Source organism: Candidatus Methylomirabilota bacterium, assembly GCA_035764725.1.
Taxonomy (GTDB): Bacteria; Methylomirabilota; Methylomirabilia; order Rokubacteriales; family CSP1-6; genus DASRWT01.
Map to the genome: position 1 here is coordinate 25,278 of DASTYT010000112.1, position 21,461 is coordinate 46,738.

15 protein-coding genes and 1 pseudogene are annotated in these 21,461 nt (G+C 70.2%); 10 read left to right on the forward strand and 6 right to left on the reverse strand.

Features of this window, described 5'->3' with window-relative positions; all coding sequences use genetic code 11:
• The first annotated feature begins 1 nt into the window (after position 1).
• From VFX14_18085 to VFX14_18095, 3 genes are read left to right on the forward strand one after another with little or no spacing between them, the layout of a single operon-like run.
• Positions 2–1,564, forward strand: coding sequence for a GMC family oxidoreductase (locus tag VFX14_18085; protein ID HEU5191600.1), 1,563 nt, complete (start codon positions 2–4; stop codon positions 1,562–1,564).
• Entirely contained in the window at positions 1,561–3,381 is a 1,821-nt protein-coding gene (locus VFX14_18090) for a VOC family protein (protein HEU5191601.1), read from the forward strand. Before VFX14_18085 ends, VFX14_18090 begins: the two co-directional genes overlap by 4 nt.
• A 14-nt stretch (positions 3,382–3,395) precedes the next feature.
• Positions 3,396–6,050, forward strand: a complete 2,655-nt coding sequence (locus VFX14_18095; GenBank protein ID HEU5191602.1) for a glucosidase — start codon at positions 3,396–3,398, stop codon at positions 6,048–6,050.
• A gap of 6 nt (positions 6,051–6,056) precedes the next feature.
• On the opposite strand, the gene VFX14_18100 is transcribed toward VFX14_18095, so the two are convergent.
• Together VFX14_18100 and sthA are read right to left on the reverse strand one after the other, a co-directional pair.
• Positions 6,057–7,274, reverse strand: a complete 1,218-nt coding sequence (locus tag VFX14_18100) for an anion transporter (GenBank protein ID HEU5191603.1) — start codon at positions 7,272–7,274, stop codon at positions 6,057–6,059.
• Positions 7,271–8,677 carry a Si-specific NAD(P)(+) transhydrogenase gene (gene sthA / locus VFX14_18105; GenBank protein HEU5191604.1) on the reverse strand — a complete coding sequence of 469 codons (1,407 nt, stop codon included), beginning with the start codon at positions 8,675–8,677 and terminating at the stop codon, positions 7,271–7,273. The genes VFX14_18100 and sthA overlap by 4 nt, the downstream gene beginning before the upstream one ends.
• A gap of 392 nt (positions 8,678–9,069) precedes the next feature.
• On the opposite strand from sthA, the pseudogene VFX14_18110 reads away from it, so the two are divergent.
• The 5 genes and pseudogenes from VFX14_18110 to VFX14_18130 all read left to right on the forward strand — a co-directional run bounded on the left by VFX14_18110 (position 9,070) and on the right by VFX14_18130 (position 15,264).
• A pseudogene (locus VFX14_18110) lies at positions 9,070–9,762 on the forward strand (NAD-dependent epimerase/dehydratase family protein).
• 9 nt (positions 9,763–9,771) lie between these two features.
• On the forward strand, positions 9,772–10,764 hold the full coding sequence (gene galE, locus VFX14_18115) for a UDP-glucose 4-epimerase GalE (GenBank protein ID HEU5191605.1): 993 nt from the start codon (positions 9,772–9,774) through the stop codon (positions 10,762–10,764).
• A 114-nt stretch (positions 10,765–10,878) separates the two neighbouring features.
• Positions 10,879–11,760 (forward strand): MoxR family ATPase, encoded by an 882-nt coding sequence (locus VFX14_18120; GenBank protein HEU5191606.1) that lies wholly within the window; start codon positions 10,879–10,881, stop codon positions 11,758–11,760.
• A 16-nt stretch (positions 11,761–11,776) separates the two neighbouring features.
• The gene (locus VFX14_18125) at positions 11,777–13,117 is read left to right on the forward strand and encodes a DUF58 domain-containing protein (GenBank protein ID HEU5191607.1); all 1,341 of its coding nucleotides are present in this window, start codon (positions 11,777–11,779) and stop codon (positions 13,115–13,117) included.
• Between the two features lie 146 nt (positions 13,118–13,263).
• Positions 13,264–15,264, forward strand: a complete 2,001-nt coding sequence (locus tag VFX14_18130; protein ID HEU5191608.1) for a transglutaminase domain-containing protein — start codon at positions 13,264–13,266, stop codon at positions 15,262–15,264.
• On the opposite strand, the gene VFX14_18135 is transcribed toward VFX14_18130, so the two are convergent.
• Positions 15,200–16,660: a M20/M25/M40 family metallo-hydrolase gene (locus VFX14_18135; protein HEU5191609.1), complete on the reverse strand. Its 1,461-nt coding sequence runs from the start codon at positions 16,658–16,660 to the stop codon at positions 15,200–15,202. The two genes, VFX14_18130 and VFX14_18135, sit on opposite strands and share 65 nt — an antisense overlap.
• Positions 16,661–16,706: 46 nt before the next feature.
• On the opposite strand from VFX14_18135, the gene VFX14_18140 reads away from it, so the two are divergent.
• Both VFX14_18140 and VFX14_18145 read left to right on the forward strand, forming a co-directional pair.
• The gene (locus VFX14_18140) at positions 16,707–17,114 is read left to right on the forward strand and encodes a DUF1992 domain-containing protein (GenBank protein HEU5191610.1); all 408 of its coding nucleotides are present in this window, start codon (positions 16,707–16,709) and stop codon (positions 17,112–17,114) included.
• An 8-nt stretch (positions 17,115–17,122) separates the two neighbouring features.
• Positions 17,123–18,079 (forward strand): patatin-like phospholipase family protein, encoded by a 957-nt coding sequence (locus tag VFX14_18145; protein ID HEU5191611.1) that lies wholly within the window; start codon positions 17,123–17,125, stop codon positions 18,077–18,079.
• A 10-nt stretch (positions 18,080–18,089) separates the two neighbouring features.
• On the opposite strand, the gene VFX14_18150 is transcribed toward VFX14_18145, so the two are convergent.
• Genes VFX14_18150 through VFX14_18160 form a run of 3 tightly spaced genes read right to left on the reverse strand, consistent with a single transcriptional unit; the run spans position 18,090 to position 21,456 of the window.
• Positions 18,090–18,962, reverse strand: a complete 873-nt coding sequence (locus tag VFX14_18150) for an ABC transporter permease (GenBank protein ID HEU5191612.1) — start codon at positions 18,960–18,962, stop codon at positions 18,090–18,092.
• Between the two features lie 2 nt (positions 18,963–18,964).
• Positions 18,965–19,909, reverse strand: coding sequence for an ABC transporter permease (locus VFX14_18155; protein ID HEU5191613.1), 945 nt, complete (start codon positions 19,907–19,909; stop codon positions 18,965–18,967).
• A gap of 5 nt (positions 19,910–19,914) precedes the next feature.
• Positions 19,915–21,456 (reverse strand): ABC transporter substrate-binding protein, encoded by a 1,542-nt coding sequence (locus tag VFX14_18160; GenBank protein HEU5191614.1) that lies wholly within the window; start codon positions 21,454–21,456, stop codon positions 19,915–19,917.
• Positions 21,457–21,461: the final 5 nt, after the last annotated feature.

Here is a 21,461-nt window from a genome sequence, read left to right on the forward strand (position 1 = left end):
CATGGCGCACTACGACGTGGCGATCATCGGCAGCGGAGCGGGTGGCGGCACCCTGGCCTATGCCCTCGCCCCCACCGGCAAGCGCATCCTGCTTCTCGAGCGCGGCGGCTACGTGCCGCGCGAGCGCGACAACTGGAGCACGCGCGCGGTGAACCTCGAGGGGAAGTACCAGACCAAGGAGGTGTGGCGCGACGCGCAGGGGCGGGAGCTCCACCCTCATACCAACTACTACGTGGGCGGCAACACGAAGTTCTACGGCGCAGCGCTGTTCCGCCTGCGCCGCGAGGACTTCGGCGAGGTACGGCACTGGGGCGGGATCTCCCCCGCCTGGCCCATCGGGTACGACGAGCTCGAGCCCTACTACACGCAGGCCGAGCGCCTCTACCACGTGCACGGCCAGCGCGGGGCGGATCCCACGGAGCCCCCCGCCAGCGCGCCGTACCCGCATCCGCCGGTGAGCCATGAGCCCCGCATCCAGGCCCTCGCCGAGGACTTCATGCGTCAAGGCCTCCAGCCGTTCCCCGTGCCCCTCGGGATCATGCTGAACGAGCGGAGCCCGCGGAAGAGTGCGTGCATTCGCTGCGCCACGTGCGACGGACATCCGTGCCTGGTCAACGCCAAGTCCGACGCGCAGGTGGTCTGCGTGGACCCCGCGCTGGAGCATCCGAACGTGATGCTCCTCACCGGAGCCTACGTGGAGCGTCTGGAGACGAGCGCTTCCGGGCGCGAGGTGACGCGCATCGTGGTGGGGCGCGACGGCCGGCAGGAGGTGCACTCGGCGGACATCGTCGTGGTGTCGGCCGGCGCGATCAACTCGGCGGCGCTCCTGCTCCGCTCGGCGAGCGGCATGCATCCGAATGGGCTCGCCAACCGCTCGGGCGTGGTCGGCCGGCACTACATGGGGCACGTGAACTCCGTCCACCTGGCGCTGTCGCGCTGCCCGAATCCGACGGTGTTCCAGAAGACGCTGGCCCTGAACGACTTCTACTGGGGATCCCGAGATTGGGACTTCCCCATGGGCCACATCTCGTTCGTGGGCAAGGTCGACGGTCAGACCCTGAAGGCCGGCGCCCCCGCTCTCGCGCCGGGGTGGACCCTCGAGCTCATGGGTCGCCATTCGCTCGACTTCTGGCTCACCTCCGAGGACCTGCCGGATCCCGACAACCGCGTGACCCTCGACCGGAACGGCAGCATCGTGCTCCACTACACGCCCAACAACACCGCCGGCCACCAGCACCTCATCGCCACGCTGGAGCGGCTGATGCAGCAGCAGACCAAGTGCGGCATCCACGGTGACGAGTGCCACCAGGGGCTCTTCGCGCGGAACCTGTTCGTCGGGGAGCGTATCCCGCTGGCCGGCGTCGCGCACCAGAACGGCACCATCCGCTTCGGCCGCGATCCGCAGACGTCCGCGCTGGATCCGTTCTGCCGCGCCCACGAGGTGGACAACCTCTACGTCGTGGACGCGAGCTTCTTCCCCTCGAGCGGCGCGGTGAATCCGGCCCTGACGGTTATGGCCAACGCGCTGCGGGTCGCCGATCACCTCAAGACGCGCCTCGCGTGAGCGCGCGCCCCGGGAGCCTCGCCATGCGGGACACGCTGGGACGGCACTGGCCGGAGTATCTGATGGAGGCGGCAGGCCTCGGGCTCTTCATGATCTCGGCCTGCCTCTTCGTCACCCTCATCGAGCATCCCGCCTCGCCCGTGCGACAGGCGATCGCGACCCCGATCCTGCGGCGGGTGCTCATGGGGCTCGCCATGGGCCTGACCGCGGCAGGTCTCGTCTACTCGCGATGGGGACAGCGCTCGGGCGCACACCTGAACCCGTCCGTGACGCTCGCCTTCCTGCGCCTCGGGAAGGTGGCGCGCTGGGACGCCGGCTTCTATGTGCTGGCCCAGGTCCTGGGCGGCGCGGCGGGTGTCGCCGTGGCCGGGCTCGCGCTCGGTGGCCTGCTCGATGACCCCGCCGTGAATCACGCCGCGACGCAGCCGGGCGCGCCCGGCGTCCTGGTGGCGTTCGTGGCGGAGGCGGTGATCTCCTTCGTGCTCATGTCGGTGGTGCTGGCGGCGTCCAACGCGACACCCGTCGCGCCCTTCACCGGGCTCTTCGCCGGTGCGCTCGTGGCGACGTGCATCACGCTCGAGGCGCCGCTCTCGGGGATGAGCATGAATCCGGCTCGCACCCTGGCCTCCGCGCTGGGCGCGCGCGTCTGGCACGCGCTCTGGCTCTACTTCATCGCGCCCCCTGTGGGCATGCTCCTCGCCGCCGAAGCCTATCGCCGCCTGGCCGGACCGCGCGGCGTCATCTGCGCGAAGCTCCACCACACGCATGGGCAGCGCTGCATCTTCAAGTGCGGCTACGCGATGGGCGCGCTGTGCTTGGTCCTGCTCGGCCAGGTTGGTGGGGCCTCGGCCCAGGCGCCCGGCACGGCGGTCGGTGAGCCGCGCGCCGCCGCGGTCACCGTGGTCGGCATGACCGTCTCCGACCTCGATCGCTCGGTGGAGTTCTACTCCCGCGTCCTGGGCTTCGAGAAGGAAGGGGAGACGGAGGTGACGGGCGAGGCGTACGAGCACCTTCAGGGGCTGTTCGGCCTCCGCATGCGCATGGCGCGGCTTCGCCTGGGGGAGGAGCGCATCGAGCTAACGGAGTATCTGGCGCCGTCGACGGGGCGCCCCATGCCGCCGGACTCGCGCAGCCAGGACCGCTGGTTCCAGCACATCGCGGTCGTGGTGAGCGACATGGACGCGGCCTATCGTCGGCTGCGCGAGCATCGCGTGCGCCACGCCTCGTCGGGGCCCCAGCGGCTGCCTGACTGGAATCCCAGCGCCGGCGGCATCCAGGCCTTCTACTTCAAGGATCCGGACGGCCACGTGCTGGAAGTCATCGCCTTCCCGCCCGGCAAGGGCGACCCGCGCTGGCAGCGGCGGTTCGGGGCGCTCTTTCTCGGCATCGACCACACGGCCATCGTGGTCGCCGACACGGAGGCGAGCCTGGGATTCTATCGGGATACCTTGGGGCTCGCCGTCGCCGGTAGGAGTGAGAACTACGGGACCGAGCAAGAGCACCTGAACAACGTGTTCGGCGCCCGCCTCCGCATCACCACGCTGCGGGCGGCGGCCGGGCCCGGCATCGAGCTATTGGAGTATGTGACGCCCGGCGACGGGCGCCCCATGCCGACCGATGCCCGCGCGAACGATCTGATGCACTGGCATACGGGCCTTGCCGTCGGTAACCTACGGGCGGCGGCGGCGCGGTTGGAGCGACGGCGAGCATCGTTCCTGTCGCCGGGCGTGGTGGAGCTCCCGGACGCCGCGCTGGGCGCCTCGTCGAGCGTGACCGTGCGAGATCCCGACGGCCACGTCCTGCGGTTGATTCCCTGAGAAGGGGGTGAACGATGGCGAACGGCGGCGCAGAGGTCCGGCGGCTCTCGGAGGCAGACGCCCGGACCGCGCACTGGAAGCGCTGGGGGCCGTATCTCGCCGAGCGCCAGTGGGGGACGGTGCGGGAGGACTACAGCCCCCACGGCGACGCATGGGACTACTTCCCCCACGATCACGCGCGGTCGCGGGCCTACCGCTGGGGCGAGGACGGGATTCTCGGCATCTCGGACAACCATCAGCGCCTCTGCTTCGCGCTCGCCCTGTGGAACGGCCGCGATCCCATCCTCAAGGAGCGCCTCTTCGGCCTTACCGGCACCGAGGGCAATCACGGCGAGGACGTGAAGGAGTACTACTTCTACCTCGACTCGACACCGACCCACTCCTACATGAAAGGGCTCTACAAGTACCCACAGGCGGCCTTCCCGTACGCCGGGCTGGTGGAGGAGAACCGGCGCCGGGGCCGCGACGTCCCCGAGTTCGAGCTGATCGACGCCGGTGTCTTCGAGGGCAACCGCTACTGGGACGTGACCGTCGAGTACGCCAAGGCTGCCGTCGACGACATCCTCGTGCGCATCACCGCGGCGAATCGCGGCCCCGAGGCGGTAGAGCTGCACCTGGCGCCGACGCTCTGGTTCCGCAACACGTGGGCCTGGGATGTGGGCGTCAAGCGGCCACGGCTGGCCGCGGGCGTGCGGGGAGCGGATCACGTGACGGTGGACGCCGAGCATCCCACGCTCGGCGCGCGCCGACTTTTCTGCGAGGGCGCGCCGCCGCTTCTCTTCACCGAGAACGAGACCAACACGGCGCGCCTCTTCGACACCCCCAACGCCACGCCCTACGTCAAGGACGGCATCGGCCTGGCCATCGTGGGCGGGCATATGGCGGCGGTGAACCCCGCCCAGGTCGGGACCAAGGTGGCCGCGCACTACCGCGTCACCGTGCCGCCTGGGGGCGAGGCGGTGCTACGTCTCCGGCTGAGCGATCGCGCTCCCGCCGCGGGTCCCTTCGGGGCGGCCTTCGACACCGTCATGCGCGCTCGGTGCGAAGAGGCGGACGCGTTCTACAAGGCGCTGCTGCCCGGCGAGCGCTCCGAGGACGCCCACCTCGTCATGCGCCAGGTCGCGGCGGGCCTGCTCTGGAGCAAGCAGTTCTACCACCTCGACGTGCGCCGCTGGCTCGCCGGCGACCCGACCCAGCCGCCGCCGCCGCCCGCGCGGACCGCCGGTCGGGACCACGAGTGGACGCATCTCTACAACGAAGACGTGATCTCGATGCCGGACAAGTGGGAGTACCCGTGGTACGCGGCGTGGGATCTCGCCTTCCACACGATCCCGCTCGCCCTGCTCGATCCCGAGTTCGCCAAGGCGCAGCTCATCCTGTTCCTGCGCGAGTGGTACATGCACCCGAACGGGCAGATCCCCGCGTACGAATGGAACTTCGGCGACGTGAACCCGCCCGTCCACGCGTGGGCGGCGTGGCGAGTCTACAAGATCGAGCGGCGGCTGCGCGGCAAGGGTGACCGGCAGTTCCTGGAGAAGGTCTTCCACAAGCTCTTGCTGAACTTCACGTGGTGGGTGAACCGCAAGGATGCCGAGGGCAACAACGTGTTCCAGGGCGGCTTCCTCGGCCTGGACAACATCGGGGTGTTCGATCGATCCGCCCCGCTGCCCACGGGCGGGCACATCGAGCAGTCGGACGGCACCAGCTGGATGGGCATGTACTCGCTCAACATGCTGGCCATCGCGCTGGAGCTGGCCCAGGAGGACCCCGCCTACGAGGACGTGGCCAGCAAGTTCTTCGAGCACTTCATGTACATCGCCCACGCCATGCACCATCTGGGTGGCGACGGGGGCGTGAGCCTCTGGAACGAGGCGGACGGCTTCTACTACGACGTGCTCCACGGCGACGGAGGCGATCCCGTTCCCCTCCGCGTTCGCTCCATGGTGGGGCTGATCCCGCTGTTCGCTGTCGAGACCCTCGAGCCCGAGCAGGTGGACCGCCTCGAGGGCTTCAAGCGGCGCATGCAGTGGTTCGTGGACAATCGTCCGGATCTGGCCGACCACATCGTGGAAGCGCAGCGGCTCGATGGAAAGATCCGCCGGCTCCTCTCGATCGTGACGCAGCCCCAGCTGCCGCGCGTGCTGGGCTACATGCTCGACGAGGGCGAGTTCCTGTCGCCGCACGGGATCCGCGCGATGTCCCGCTATCATCGCGAGCACCCCTACGTCCTCGAGCTCGACGGCATGCAGCACCGGGTGGACTACGAGCCGGCGGAGTCGTCGATCCCGCTTTTCGGCGGGAACTCGAACTGGCGCGGGCCGATCTGGTTTCCGGTGAACTACCTCCTCATCGAGTCGCTGCAGAAGTTCCACTGGTTCCTTGGCGAGGGGCTCGCGGTCGAATGCCCGACACGATCGGGCCGGCGCATGAATCTCTGGGACGTGTCGATGGAGCTCTCGCGCCGCCTCTCGCGCATCTTCCTGCGTGGGCCGGACGGCCGCCGCGCGGCGTTCGGCAGCGTGGAGACCTTCCAGCGCGATCCGCACTGGCGCGACCTCATCCCGTTCCACGAGTATTTCCACGGGGAGACGGGGGCCGGCCTCGGCGCCAGCCATCAGACGGGCTGGACGGGGCTCGTGGCCAAGCTCATCGCCCAGAGCGGCGAGTAGCGACGCTCAGCGGAGCAGCGCCCAACCCAAGAGCAGCGTCACCAGCGTGAGGGGGACGCCCACGCGGGCGTACTCCGTGAAGCCGATCTCGACGCGCGCCTCGCGCGCCGCCTCCACCACGATGAGGTTCGCCACCGAGCCGATGAGGGTCAGGTTGCCGGCGAGCGTGGAGGCCATGGCCACGAGGAGCCAGGCGCGCTGGGAGTCGCCGAGGGTCGCGATGACGGGCTTGAGCAGCAGCACCGCGGGGACGTTGGATACCAGGTTGGAGAGCGCCGCCGTTACCGCGATGAGCACGGGTGGCTGATGGAGGTTGGCCCGGCGGGCCAGGGCGAGGAGTTCCTCCGCCAGGCCGGAGTCTTCCACCGCCCCGATGACCACGAAGAGCCCGGCGAAGAGCACGAGCAGGCCCCAGTTGATCTCGGCGTAGACCTTCTCCGGCTTCACGCGCCGGGTGATCAGCGTGTAGGCCGCCCCGGCGATGGCCACCAGCGCGATCGGCACGCCGGACAGGAACCCCACGAGCATGACGAGCACGACCGCACTCGTCTTCCACATGAGCGGATAGTGGAGGGCCAGCCGCTCGTCCGGGCCCACCGGGGCCAGGAAGGCGGGCAGCTGCCGCCGGTACGTGACCCACACCGCCAGAAACACGGCGGCGAGACCGACGAGAGCGACGGGGGCCTGCGCGAGCAGGAACGCGCGATAGCTCACCCCGGAGTAGCTCCCCACCAGCATGTTCTGCGGATTACCGGTGAGGGTCGCGACGCTACCGACATTGGAGGCGGTGGCGAGCGCGATGAGATAGGGCACGGGCGGCAGGCCGTGGCGGCGCGCGAGATCGACGACCAGTGGCGCGAGCACGAGGCACACGACGTCGTTGACGAAGAGGGCGGAGAGCACGCCGGCCGCGACGACGAGGAGCGCGAGCAGCGTCACCGGGGTGCGCGCGAGGCGGACGGTCTCGCGCGTCACGAGCGCGAAGAAGCCCGAGAGGCGGAGATAGGCGCCCACCACCATCATGCCGAACAGCAGGATGAGCGTGTGGGCGTCCACCGCCGCGACGGCGCGGTCCCAGGCGATGGCGCCGGTGGCCACCGCGGCGGCCGCGCCCACGATGGCCATGCCCGTGCGATCGATGCGGAAGCCCGGCACCCGGCCCAGGGCGAGGCCGAGGTAGGTCATGAGGAAGATGGCGAGCGCGAGGGCCCGCGCGACGGTCACGAGCGACGTCGGGCCAGCGCGCCCAGCCCGTCGTACGCCGCGTACTTGTAGGCCTCTCCGAGGCTCGGGTAGTTGAAGACGGCCTCGATGAAAGCGTCGATGCTACCCTGGGCCTGCAGCACCATCACCCCCACGTGGATCAGCTCGGCGGCGTCCTCGCCCACGATGTGCACGCCCAGCAGCCGGCGGTCGCGCGGGTCGAAGACGAGCTTCACCTGGCCGGCGAGGTCGCCCACGATCTGGCCCCGCGCGTTGCCGCGATACTCCGCCCGCCCCACGCAGTAGGGGCGCCCGCTCTCGCGACAGCTCTCCTCGGTCTCGCCCACCATCGACACCTCCGGGATGCTGTAGACGGTGAGGGGGAGCACGCGCGAGACCGCCGTCTTGTAGGCGAAGCCGAAGGCGTGGCAGATCGCCACCCGGCCCTGCTCCATGGAAGTCGCGGCCAGCCCGGGGAAGCCGATCACGTCGCCCGCCGCGTAGATGTGCGGGACCCGCGTCTGGAAGTGCTCGTTGACCTTGACGTGCCCGCGGTCGTCGACGGCGATGCCCAGGCCCTCGAGGCCGAGCCCGGCGGTGTTGCCGAGCCGACCCGCCGCCACGAGCACCGCATCCACCTCCAGCGTGGTGCCGCTCTTGAGGTCGAGGCGCACCGCGTCCGGCTCGGTCCGCGCCGCCGTCACCCCGTCGCCCAGCGCGAAACGGACGCCGAGCAGCTCCATCTGGAGACGCAGCCGATCGGCGGTCTCGGCGTCGAGGAAGCCGAGCAGCCGCGGGCGGCCGTCGATCATCTGCACGGCGATGCCGAGCACGGCGAAGATGCACGCGTACTCGCAGCCGATGACCCCGGCCCCCACCACGGCGAGGCGCCGGGGGAGCCGGTTCATCGTCAGGATCGAGTCGCTGTCGTAGAAGCGCGGATCCTCGGTGGGCAAATCGGTGCCGCGATTGGGGACGGAGCCGGTGGCGATGAGGATCACCGGCGCACGGAGGCGTATCTCGCCGGCGGGCGCGCCGCTCACCACCACCGTATGGACGTCCTCGAAGCGTCCGGTGCCGCGGATGAGGTCGATCCCGTGGCGGGCCACGTTGCGCTCGACGGCGCCGCGGAGGGAGTCCACGACCTCGCGCTCGCGGTGCATGAAGTGGCCGATGGTCAGGTCGTCGCCCAGCTGATAGTCCACGCCGTAGAGCCCGCGCTGGCGGATGCCGGAGTAGTAGAGCGCGGTCTCGCGCAGGGTCTTCGACGGCACCGTGCCGGTGTTGACGCCAGCGCCCCCGAGGTACCGTGCGCGCTCCACCAGGGCCACGTGTTTTCCGAAGTACGCGGCCTGGGCGGCCGCCTTCTCGCCGGCGGGCCCGGATCCGATCACGATGAGGTCGTAAGCGCGAGGCTCGGACATATTGCTCGAATCATTAACACGGATGCAATGCGAGCGCCTCGTATTCGTCCCACCGAAGTTGCCAGCCCACTGCCGGTAGCTTGGGCTTCTACACGGTAAAGCTGACTGCCGCGGTAATGTCTCGCTGCGACGCTCCGGCGCGACGTTGACGATTTGAGTACCTGACTACCCAGGCCGCGCGTGGTCGGCTACGCGCGCCCGCGCCATCGCTCACCCATTGCCTGCGTTCAAGGGCGTGGCACATGCCTTGCTGCCGAGAAAGCGCCATGTTCGAGCGTGGGCGCCCGGGGGGACGAGGCTCTATAGTTCTGGACGAGGCTCTATAGTTCTGGAGATCTATAGGGCATGATGGGTCGGCACGTATCGATGGGCGCCGCGCTTGCGCTCAGCTCATCAACGTGCACACGCTGGACGCCGCGCGGGTCAACCGGGTGCAGCGTCTCCTCTACACCTCGTCGGCCTGCATCTATCCCGGCTACCTTCAGGACAGCCCCGACGTCACCCCGCTGCGCGAGGAGGACGCCTATCCCGCCGATCCCGAGGACGGATACGGCTGGGAGAAGCTCTACACGGAAAGAGTGTGCCGGCACTATCGCGAGGACTTCGGTCTCGAGACGCGCGTGGTGCGCTTTCACAATATCTACGGGCCGCTCGGGACCTACGACGGCGGCCGCGAGAAGTCGCCCGCCGCCATCTGCCGCAAGCTCGCCCTCGTCGAGGACGAGGGGGTGGTGGAGGTGTGGGGCGACGGCAAGCAGACCCGCTCGTACTGCTACATCGACGACTGTGTCGAGGGGATTCATCGCCTGATGGAGTCGAACCACGCGGAACCCCTCAATCTCGGCCAGGACCGCATGGTCACCATCGACGAGCTCGTCGACATCGTGAGCGCGATCGCCGGCAAGCGCGTCTACAAGCAGCACGACCTCAGCAAGCCGCAGGGCGTCCGCGGCCGGAACAGCGACAACACGCGTCTGCGTCAGGTGCTCGGCTGGGAGCCGACGGTGAGCCTGGAAGACGGGCTTGCCCGGACCTATCGCTGGATCGCCGAGCAGCTCCGGCTCACCGGCCGGATGGCCGCCTGAGGCCTCGCCATGGCGGTGCTCGTGACGGGCGGGGCCGGATACATCGGGAGCGTGGTGGTGGAAGCCCTGCGCGAGCGGGGCGAGGACGTGGTGGTGCTGGACAATCTCTCGCGAGACCACCGGGCGGCGGTGGCGCCGCTCGTGCCCTTCTATCTGGGTGACGTGGGCGACGCCGGGCTGGTCGCCGGTATCGCTCGAGCTCACGCGCTGGAAGCCTGCCTGCACTTCGCTGCATTCGCCTATGTCGGCGAGTCGATGACGGCGCCGGCGCTCTACTTCGGCAACAACGTGGCGCAGGGGGTCACCTTCCTGGACACCCTGGTGAAGGCGGGCGTGCGCCGCCTGGTGTTCTCGTCGAGCTGCGCGACGTACGGCGACCCGGGCGCGGGGGCGCTCAAGGAGGACACGCCCCAGTCGCCCACCAATCCCTACGGCTGGACCAAGTTCGTGATGGAGCGCATGCTCGAGACCTATGACCGCGCCTATGGGCTGCGCTCGGTGGCCCTGCGTTACTTCAACGCGGCGGGCGCCACGGCGACGCGCGGGGAGGATCACGCGCTCGAGACCCACCTCATCCCCAATGTGCTGGCCGCGGCGCGCGGCACGGCGCCCAGCGTGGTCATCTACGGGCGCGATCATCCCACCCCGGACGGCACCGCGATCCGGGACTTCGTCCACGTGAGCGATCTGGCCGACGCGCATCTGCTGGCGTTGGACCACCTGCGCGCTGGGCGGGGCTCGGAGCAGATCAATCTCGGCAACGGCAAGGGCGCCTCCGTGCTCGAGGTGCTCGAGGTGGCGCGCCGGGTGACGGGACGGCCGATTCCGTCGCGCTTCATGGGCGCGCGGGCCGGTGATCCACCCTGTCTCGTGGCCGACGCCTCCCGGGCGCAAACCCTCCTGGGATGGCGCCCGGCCCGGCCGGACCTGGCCACCATCGTGGAGTCGGCCTGGAGCTGGCACCTGGCGCACCCGGACGGATATCCGACCGCCAGAGTGTGATTCGGGGTTTTCTTGACCTAAAAGGTAGGAGGGCCGCATCCTGATCAGGTGACGTCCGCGTCGCGCCCGCCCCGGGAGGTCTCCCAGCGCCTGGCCGCCAGCATAGGCCGGGTCATGAAGGGCCAGGATGCCGGGATCCGAAAGCTCCTGGCCGCGTTCGCGAGCGGCGGGCACGTGCTGCTGGACGACTTTCCCGGCACCGGAAAGACGACACTGGCCAAGGCCCTCGCGCGCTCCATCGGGGCGGAGTTCAAGCGTGTGCAGTTCACGCCCGATCTCCTGCCCTCGGACATCCTGGGCGTGTCGATCTTCGACCAGCGCGATCAGGCCTTCCGCTTCCACCGCGGCCCCATCTTCACCAACGTGCTGCTGGCCGATGAGATCAACCGGGCGTCGCCCCGCACCCAGTCGGCGCTGCTCGAGGCCATGGCCGAGGGCCAGATCAGCGTGGACGGGACGACGCATCGGCTCGAGTCCCTGTTCTTCGTCATCGCGACGGAGAATCCGGTGGAGTTTCGGGGCACATATCCCTTGCCCGAGGCGCAGATGGACCGCTTCGCGCTGCAGTTCGGGCTCGGCTACGTGGCGCCCGAGGACGAGGTGGCGATCCTCTCGGACCAGGAGCGGGGACATCCTATCGACGAGGTTGTGCCCTGCGTGTCCATCGACGACGTGGTGGCCCTGCGGACGCAGGTCGGCGCGGTGCGCATCAGCCCTGAGCTCAAGCGCTACGTGGTGGACCTCGTGCAGGCCACGCGCGCGGCCGCCGGCGTGTCCCTGGGGGCGAGCCCTCGCGCCTCGCTCGCCCTCATGAAGGCGGCGCAGGCCCTGGCACTACTCGACGGCGGCGACTTCGTCACGCCGGAGCACGTCCAGGAAATCGCGCTGCCGGTGATGGCGCACCGCATGGTCGTCGATTCGCAGGCCCGCTTCACCGGCGTCACCGCGCAGAGCATCGTGGAGGAGATCGTCAAGACCTCGCCGGTGCCCGCCTAGCCGGGCCGGGCGCGGCATGCGGCGCCTGCTTTTTCGCGCGTTCCGCTGGACCTGGGTGGTGCAGCACTGGCAGAGCCGGCGCTTCACCCGCGGCGGGTCGCTCGCCCTCACCAGCGTGCTGGCGGCGGCGGTGGTGGGGCTCGACACCAATCGCACCCTCGCGTACCAGGCTTTCGCCTTCCTCGTCGCATTGATCACCGCCGCGGGCCTCGCGAGCCTGACCTTTCGCGCGCGGCTCAGCGTGCACCGCACGATGCCCCGCTTCGCGACCGCGGGGGAGCCGCTCCGGTACCGGGTGACCGTGCGAAACGACGGCAGCCGGTCCCAGCGCGGGCTCGTGCTCCTCGAGGACACCGAGGACCCGCGTCCGTCCCTCGACGAGTTCCTCGCGACGCGCGAGCCGGGCGAGGAGCGGCGCAACTGGTTCGACCGGACGGTGGGCTACCCGCGCTGGATGTGGCTCATCGAGCGGCGGCGGGGCGCGCGCTTCACCGAGGCGGCCGTGCCCCCGGTGCTGCCGGGCGGTGAGGTGGAGGTGCGCGTGGACGCGGTGCCGGTGCGCCGCGGGCGGCTCCGTCTCGTCGGGGTGACGATGGCGCGCCCCGACCCCTTCGGCCTCTTCCGCGGCTTCGTCGGCATCCGCGCGCCGCAGTCGCTGCTCATTCTCCCGCGGCGCTATCCGGTGCCGGATCTGGATCTGCCGGGCTCACGCCGGTATCAGCAGGGTGGGGTGCAGCTGGCCGCCTCGGTGGGGGACTCGGAGGAGTTCGCGTCGCTCCGGGACTATCGCCCGGGCGATCCGCTGCGCCGCATCCACTGGCGGAGCTGGGCGCGCGCGGGGAAGCCCATCGTGAAGGAGTACCAGGACGAGTTCTTCGTGCGGCACGCGCTGGTGCTCGACACGTTCGGGCAGCCGGACGCCGCGGTCGTGTTCGAGGAGGCGGTGTCGGTGGCCGCCTCGTTCGCGGTCGCAATTCCGAGCCAGGATTCCCTGCTCGACCTGATGTTCGTGGGGCCCGAGGCCTATTACTTCACCGCCGGCCGCGGCCTGGCCCACGCGGACCGCATGCTGGAGATCCTGGCCGGCGTCGAGCCCTGCGTGGGCAAGCCCTTCGCCGCGCTCCGCGGCGCGGTGCTCGAGCGGCACGGCGCGCTCTCCGGCGCCATTCTCGTGCTGCTCGCCTGGGACGCGGAGCGCCGCGCCTTCGTGGAAGCCCTTCGCGGCGCGGGCGTCCCCACGCTGACCCTCGTGATCACGCCGCACGGCGTGCCGCCCGTGCCGAGCGCGACTGACCACGCCCTCGCGCCGCACTGGCTCGAGGTCGGCAGAATTGCGGAAGGGCTGGCGCGTCTGTGAAGTCAACCCGTGTGAGCGCGCGGCCGATTTCTGATTATTCGGGCTGGGGGGAAGCGAACTCCGCTCCTCCCTCAGACCCCCCCACAGCCACTGGCTCCGCTCGCGTCGCCAGTGCTCCTCCGGGTCTTTTGCTCGCTGGAGGTTTGGTGTTTTGGGGCTGGCAGACGGGGCTCTGGCCGGCGGCGTGTGTGATGGCGGCGCTGCTGGAGGGGGCGCGGCTGCTGCCGTGGCGCTGGGACCTGGCGCGCGCGGACTTCAACCGGGTGTCGGATCTCTGCTCGGTGATCTTCGTCGGCCTCGTGGTCTATCTCGGGGCGACCACGGACGCTCCCCGCGTGCTGGCTCTCATCTTCCAGTGGTTCCCGTTGATGGTGTTCCCCCTCATCGCAGCCCAGGTCTACAGCACAACGCCCGGCGTCGACGTGCGCATCTTCCTCTGGAGCCAGCGGAAGAAGGCCGACGCCGACGGCACGCCCGCCCCGCGCACGCTGGATCTCCGGTACCCCTATCTGGTGATCTGCATTCTCGCCGCGAGCGCCGCCAACGTGCGGGGCGAGGGCTTTTACCTGGGCGCGGTCGCGATGGCCGCGGTCGCGCTCTGGCGGGTGCGGACGCCGGGCGTGCCGCCCGCGACGTGGGCGGCACTGCTGCTCATGGTGGCGGCGGCGGGCTGGGCGGGGCACGTGGGGCTACATCGCGCGCAGCGGGCGGTGGAGGCCACGGCGCTCGAGTGGTTGGCGGAGTGGATGCGCCGCGACACCGATCCGTTCCGGAGCAGCACGGCCATCGGCTCGATCGGGCGGCTCAAGCTCTCCGACCGGATCCTGCTGCGCGTCGAGCCCGGCGAGGGCGCGCGGCCGCCGCTGCTCCTGCGCGAGGCCAGCTACAACGTGTTCGCCACGCCGTCGTGGCTGGCGGTGGACGCGGGCTTCGCCCCGGTATCGCCGGAGGGAAACGGCACGACGTGGCGTCTCGGCGCGGGGGGACCCCCGCGCGCGCGTGTCACCGTGTCCGCATCCCTCCGGCGCGGCCGCGGTGTGTTGGCGCTACCCGCCGACCCCTACGAGATCGACCGGCTCGCGGCCGTGCGCGTCGAGCGGAATCGCCTGGGGGCGGTGAAGGTGGACGAGGGATTGGGGCTGATCACCTACACCGCGCTGGTCGGCGAGCGATCTCACCTCGACGGGGCGCCGGGCGCCCCCGATGTGCAGCTCCCCATCGTGGACGGGCCCGCCGTCGCGCGGCTGGCGAGCGATCTGGGACTCGTGGGGAAGCCGCCCGAGGCGGTGGTGGCGTCGCTGCACCGATACTTTCGCGAAAGCTTCCGCTATTCGCTCGAGCGGCCGAAGCCGGAGGCCGACGTGTCCGTGCTGGAGGATTTCCTGCGCCGCTCGCGCATCGGGCACTGCGAGTACTTCGCGACTGCCACCGTGCTGCTCTTGCGGGCGGCCGGCATTCCCGCTCGGTACGCGACGGGCTACTCCGTGCAGGAGTGGAGCCCGCTCGAGGGCGCCTGGGTGGTGCGCGCCCGCCACGCCCACTCCTGGGCGCTCGTGTGGCTCGACGGCGCCTGGCGCGACCTCGACACCACGCCGCCCGGCTGGGGCGAGCTGGAAGGGCAGCACGCGTCCTGGTGGCAGCCGCTGTCGGACCTCTTCGCCTGGGCGGGGTACGGCTTCGACCGCTGGCGCTACGGCGAGCGTCGCGCCGGCGTCACCACGTGGCTCGGCTGGCTCCTCGTTCCGCTGACGCTCATCCTGATCTGGCGGCTCTTCTTCGTGCGCCGCCGGCGACGCGCCGAGGCGACGCGGCCCGCGCCGGAGAGTCCGCGCACGCGCGCGGGAACGGACTCCGAGTTCTATCAGGTGGAAGCACGCCTCACCGAGCTGGGGCTCGGGCGACGGCCCGCCGAGCCGCCGGCCCAGTGGCTGCGGCGCGTGGAGGATCTCCCGCCCGTCGCCGAGTCGCGTGCGGTGCTGGCGCGACTGGTCACCCTGCACTATCGCTACCGCTTCGATCCCGCGGGCCTGCCCGCCACGGAGCGAGCGCGGCTGCGCGACGAGGCAACGGCGTGGCTGGCCGCTACCCGAGATCGCGCAGCAGCCCCGCCGTCGTCCGTATCCCCTGGAAGAGGTGGTCGAGCCTGAGGTGCTCGTTGGGACTGTGCTGGCGGTTGTTGGCGTTGGCGTAAGGGACGACGAGGGTCGGCAGCTTCAGGATGTCGGTGAACGCGAAGAGGGGCACGCTGCCGCCGAGGGTGGGCAGGAGCAGGGCGCGCTCCCCCTCGTGCGCGCGCTCGACCGCGGCGATGACCTCGCGGCACACCGACAGATCCAGCGGTGTCTTCGCGGGATCGTAGCCACCCTTGCTGACTATTCGAACAGTGTTTCCACGCAATGCGTCCAGTAGCGGCTCATCCGGCGACTCCAGCACGGTGAAGCCCTGGGCGCGGATGTGGGCGACGATGCGCTCGTACACGCGCGCCACCGTCTGGTTCTTCACCAGGCGCACGTCCAGGAGCACGGTGGCCCGGTGAGGAATGATCGTGTTGGCCTCCTTGCCGAGAAAGCCCGAGTGAAGTCCCCGGATCGTGAGCGTGGGATGGAACATCAGCCGGTCCAGCAGATCCGCGGGGGCCTTCACGCCGAGATCCTTCTCGAGGGCGGCGAAGTCCACGGGGATGTCCGCCATGAGCGCACGCTCCGCCGCGCTGGGGAGCTGCACGTCCTCCTCCAGCCCTTCGATCAGCGGCGTGCCGTCGGGTGTGGCCATGGAGGAGAGGAGACCGTTGAGCCGCCACGCCGCGTTGGGTACCACGAAGTTCCCCGAGTGCACATCGCGGCGGGCGGCCTCGATCTCGAGCTCGAGCTTCATGTTCCCCCGGGCCCCGCCCGAGAGGGTGGGCCGGCCACTGTCATGCTTGGGCCCGTCGGTGACGAGGACTAGGTCGGCGGCCAGCAGCTCGCGATGCTTCTCGGTGAAGTCGCCGAAGAACGGGCTCCCGATCTCCTCCTCGCCGTCGAAGATGAGCTTCACGTTCACCCGGGGCGCGAGCCCAGCCGCGTCCATGCAGGCGAGCGCTTCCAGATGACACCAGATGGGCCCCTTGTCGTCGGAGGCGCCGCGCGCGTACACGCGATGGGTGGCGAGGGCGTCCGTGGGCACCGCCTCGAAGGGGACGATGGCCGCGCCCGCCTCGGCGAGGCCGGCGCGGAACACGGGCTCGACCGGCGAGGGCTGAAGCCACCCGTCGAGCGGGATCGGCTTGGTGTCGTAGTGGCAGTAGAGGAGCAGCGTGCGCGTGGCCCCGGGCACGCGCCGCTCGCCGAAGACCGCGGGGTTCCCGCCGGTCTCGAGCACCTGCGGATGGAGCCCCAGCGCATCCATGCGGCGGGCGAGCCAGTCGGCGCAGAGGCGGACACGCTCGGGCTCCTGGCTCACGCTGTCGCGGCGGAGGAAGTCGACGAAGCTGGCGACCTGCTCGCGACGGCGGCCGTGGCGGATGCGATCAAAGGCGCTCCAGTCGGTCTCCGGAGGGGTCATGCGGCGAGCATACCCGGAAGCTCCGGGCGCGGGTAGACTATCGCCCATGCCCAAGGAGAAGCCGCCGGGCAAGAGCTATCGCGACTGGGTCGAGGAGATGATCCACGAGGCCGAGCAGGCCGGCGAGTTCGCGCACCTCGAAGGGGCGGGGCAGCCGATCCCCGGCATCACCGATCCCTACGATCCCGACTGGTGGGTGAAGAAGCTCCTCAAGCGGGAGAAGCTCTCCATCCTGCCTCCCGCCCTCGACCTCCTGAGAAAGGTGGAGGCCGGCCTCGACGCGGCGTGGGCGGCGCGCCGCGAGGACGATGTGCGGGCACACGTCGCCGGGCTCAACGCCGAGATTGCCCGGGTGAACAGCCAGATTGCCGAAGGGCCCGCCACGCAGATGGCGCCGCTCGACGTGGAGTCCATCGTTGTCGAGTGGCGCGCGCGGCGCGCCGCATCCCCCTAAGCCGGCGCATGAGCGCGCCGGGGCGCGGCGGGGCCGCGGTGGTGCTGATCGCCCTCGCGGCGCTGTGGCCCGCACGCGCGGGCGCCCAGTGCATGCCGTCGGGGCTCCCGCCCGAGACGCCCGCCGCGCTCGTGCTCTCCGGCGGCGGCGCCAAGGGTGCCTACGAGGCGGGGGTGGTGCTCGGCCTCGCCGCTCGCAGTGTGCCCGTCCGGGTCGCCGCCGGCTCCTCGGCGGGCGCCCTGACCGCCGCCGCGCTCGCCGACGGCCGGCTCGATCGCCTCGAGGCGCTGTGGCGCGGCGTGACGCGCGAGCAGGTCTACGCGCTGCGACCCGGCGTGTTCTTCGCGGGGCTCCTGCCCGGGTGGCTGACCCTGCTCGCGCTCGACGGTGCGGGCTCGCTGCTCGATCCCGCGCCGTTGCGTCAGCTCATCGCGAGCGCGGTGGACCTGGACCGGATCCGTGCCTCGCCGGTGGCGCTGCGCGTCGTCGCCACCGACCTCGAGCGGCGGGCGGTGCGCGTGTTCGACAACCGCACCGTCACCGTCGACGCGCTCCTCGCCGCCTCGGCGGTGCCGGGGCTGTTCCCGCCCGTTCCCGTCGGAGGTGCGGTGCTGGTGGACGGCGGCCTGGTGGCCCGCGCGCCCGTGCTGGAGGCGCTCGACGGCCCCACGCCGCCGCCCCGTGTGATCGTGGTGCTGAGCTACGCCGCCGGCGAGAGCGGGCCGCCGTCGACCACGCTCGCCCGCGTGCTCGAGGAGGCCTTCGAGACCGCGATGGTCCATCAGATCCGGCGGGACGTGGAGCTGGCGCGTCTCAAGTATCCGGCGGTGGACGTGCAGGTCCTCGTGCCCACTGCGCCGCTGCGGCTCCGGCCGCTGGACTTCGACGGCCCGGCAATGAGCCGGGCGCTGGAGCAGGGGCGGGCCGACGCGCTCGCGTGCCTCGGCGAGTGGGGCGGACGCTAGGCGGGGGGGCTCAGCTCTCGCGGCCGCTGCCCTGCACGCCGCGCAGCTTGGGGTCGAGGAGATCGCGGAGGCCGTCCCCGAAGAGGTTCAGCCCGAGAATGCTCGCCATGATGGCGGCGCCGGGGAAGAGGGTGAGCCACGGCGCCTGCTGGAGATAGGAGCGGCCTTCCGCGAGCACATTGCCCCAGGACGGGATCTGGGGCGGCACGCCCACGCCCAGGAACGATAGCGCGGCCTCGCCGAGCACCGCCGCCGCGAAGATGAAGGTGCCCTGCACGATCACCGGCGACATGCAGTTGGGGAGCACGTGCCGCGCGATGATGCGGCCGTCACCGATGCCGAGCGCACGCGCCGCCTCGACATAGGGCGTCTCGCGGATCACCAGCACCGAGCCGCGCACGATGCGGGCCACGCGCGGCACGTACACCACGCCCAGCGCCACGATCACGTTGAGCACGCTCGGGCCGAGGGAAGCCATCATCGCGATGGCGAGGATGATGCCGGGGAAGGCCATGAGGCCGTCCATCATCCGCATCAGCACGTTGTCGAGGCCGCGGAAGTAGCCGCCGAGCACACCGAACAGCACGCCGCCCGCGAACGACAGCGCGACCACCGACCCGCCCACGATCATGGAGAGGCGCGCGCCGTAGATCACACGGCTCCATGCGTCCCGCCCCACGTGGTCGGTGCCGAACCAGTGCTGGACGGTCGGAGGGGCCAGACGCGCCTTCACGTCCAGGGCCTGGGGATCGACCCCCGCGATGGGCGTGGCGCCGAGGGCGATCAGCACATTGATCACCACCAGCGCGGCCCCCAGCACCGCGCTGCGGCGGCGCAGGAAGGCGCGGACGCCGAGCCATTTCACCTCGCCGGTGGCGGGCATGACTAGCGGAAGCGAATCCGCGGATCGATCGCCAGATAGGCGAGATCCACGAGGAGATTGATGGCGGTGTAGGTGACGGCGATCAGCAGCACCACCCCCTGGACCACGGGATAGTCGCGACGGAGCACCGCGGAGATGATGAGGCGGCCGAGCCCCGGGATGTTGAACACGGTCTCGATCACCACCGCGCCGCCCACCAGGAGGGCGAAGGTGATGCCGATGACAGTGAGCGTGGGAATGATGGCGTTCTTCAGCGCGTGCTTGTAGATGACCGTTCGCTCGGAGAGGCCCTTTGAACGCCCGGAGAGGATATATTGCTCGCGGAGCACATCGAGCATGCTCGAGCGTGTGATGCGGGCGATGAGGGCGGACTGCACGAGCCCGAGGGCGAGCGCGGGCATGATGAGGGAGCGGAGATTGGGCCAGAGCCCGGTCTCCAGCGCGGCGTAGCCCGCCACGGGCAGCCAGCCGAGCCAGACGCCGAAGCAGAGGATCATGAGCAGGCCGAGGAGGAAGTTCGGCACCGAGAGGCCGAGGAGGGCCAGGGCCATGAAGGACTGGTCCAGCACCGTGTTGTGATGCCGGGCCGAGATCACGCCGACCGGGATCCCGACCAGCACCGCGACGAGCATGGACCACGCGGTGAGGAGGAGCGTGGGCTCCAGGCGCTCGAGAATCGCCTCGATCACCGGGCGACGGAGGAAGATCGAGTCGCCCAGGTTGCCCCGGGCGAGCCGGCCCCACCACTTCACGAGCTGCACGGGCAGGGGCTGATCGAGCCCCAGCGCCCGCTGCATCTGCGCGATGTCCTCGGCGCTCGCATAGGGCCCGGCGATCACGCTGGCCGGATCGCCGGGGGCCAGGCGGATGAGGACGAACGACACCGTCGCCACGACGAGCATCACGGGGATGACCGCGATGAGGCGACGGATGACGTAGACGGTCACTTACTTTATTTGGCCAGCCACGAGTTCCAGAAGTAGAGGAAGGGCTGGGGGCGGAAGCCGCGTAGCTCCTTGCGCGTCACCTGGAACGTGAAGTAGTCGCCGAACTTCACGCGGCCGACGTCGTCGTAGAAGATGGCCTGGACGCGCTCGATCTGGGCCTTCCGCTTCTTGGGATCGGTCTCCTTGAGCATCTCCGCGACCAGGCGCTCCTTCTCCTCGTTGCACCACCAGCCCGGCCAGTTGCACTGGATCGACGTGGCGATCGCGGGATCGGCGCCCAGCGTGAAGCCGGTCGAGAAGATGTCGTAGAGCTCGGGCTTGTTGCGGCGCTGCACCAGCGTGGCCCAGTCCAGCACCTGGAGGTCCACCACGAAGCCCGCCGCCTCCATCTGCTGCTTGGCGACGAGCGCGGCGTTGTACATCCAGTCGTACTCCTTCGTCGTGATCCAGCGCACCGGCTCGCCCTTGTAGCCCGCCTCGGCGAGCAGGGCCTTGGCTTTGGTGGGATTTTTCTGGCTGTAGCCGGTCACCCCCGACGTGCTGTGGAAGGCCGCCTGCTCGGGATAGAAGAGCGCGCCCTCGAGCCGGTAGAACGCCTTGTTGCCGATGGCCGCCGACATGATCGGCTCCATGTCGAGCGCGGCGAGGAAGGCCTGGCGCACCTTCTTGTTGGCCATCACGCCCTGCTTGTGATTGGGGACGGCGGTGATCCAGCCGTAGGGCTTCACCACCTGCGGCTCCAGCGCGGGCAGGGACTTCACCCGGTCGTACTGGTCGGCCTTGATGGTCTGCGCGTAGTGGTACTCCCCGGTCTCGACGCCAGCTAGCCGCACCGCCTCGTCGGGCACCGGAATGAAGAGAATCTCGTCGAAGTAGGCCACCCGCTTGCCGCCGTAGCCCCCGTCGGCGGGCTCGCTCCGCGCCGCGTACTCCTTGAAGCGGGCCAGCTTGATGTGGCGATCGGGCTTGTGCTCGATGAACCGGTAGGGGCCGGTGCCGATGAACTCCTTGATCTGGCCCTCGCCGGCGGCGGCCATGACGTCCTTGGGATAGATGGCGGCGCCGTTGTTCGGGCTGCCGAGCCCGAAGAGGAGGGAGCCCGACGGCTCCTTGAGGTGGATGACCACGGTGTAGGGGTCCTTGGCCTCCACCGCCTCCACGCTCTTCCAGAGGGCCTTGCCGGTGGTGGACATCTTCCCCCACCGCTGGAGCGAGGGCACCACGTCGGCCGAGGTCATCTCCTTGCCGTTGTGGAACTTGACGTTCTTCCTGAGCGTGATGGTGTAGCGCCGCCCGCCGTCCGTCACGGTGTGGCTCTCCGCGAGCATGGGGATCGGCTGCAGGTTCTTGTCGTACGTGTAGAGCGTCTCGTAGATGTGCCACGTGATCTGCTGGGTGATGACCGCGGTGGTCCAGTGCAGGTCCAGCGACGGCGGCTCGCCGATCATGGCCGCCTTGAGCACGCCGCCCATGCGCGGAGTGTCCTGCGCGAGCGCGGGCGTGGCGAGCAACGACAGGGCGAGGGCAGAGAAGATCAGACGCTTCATGGAGG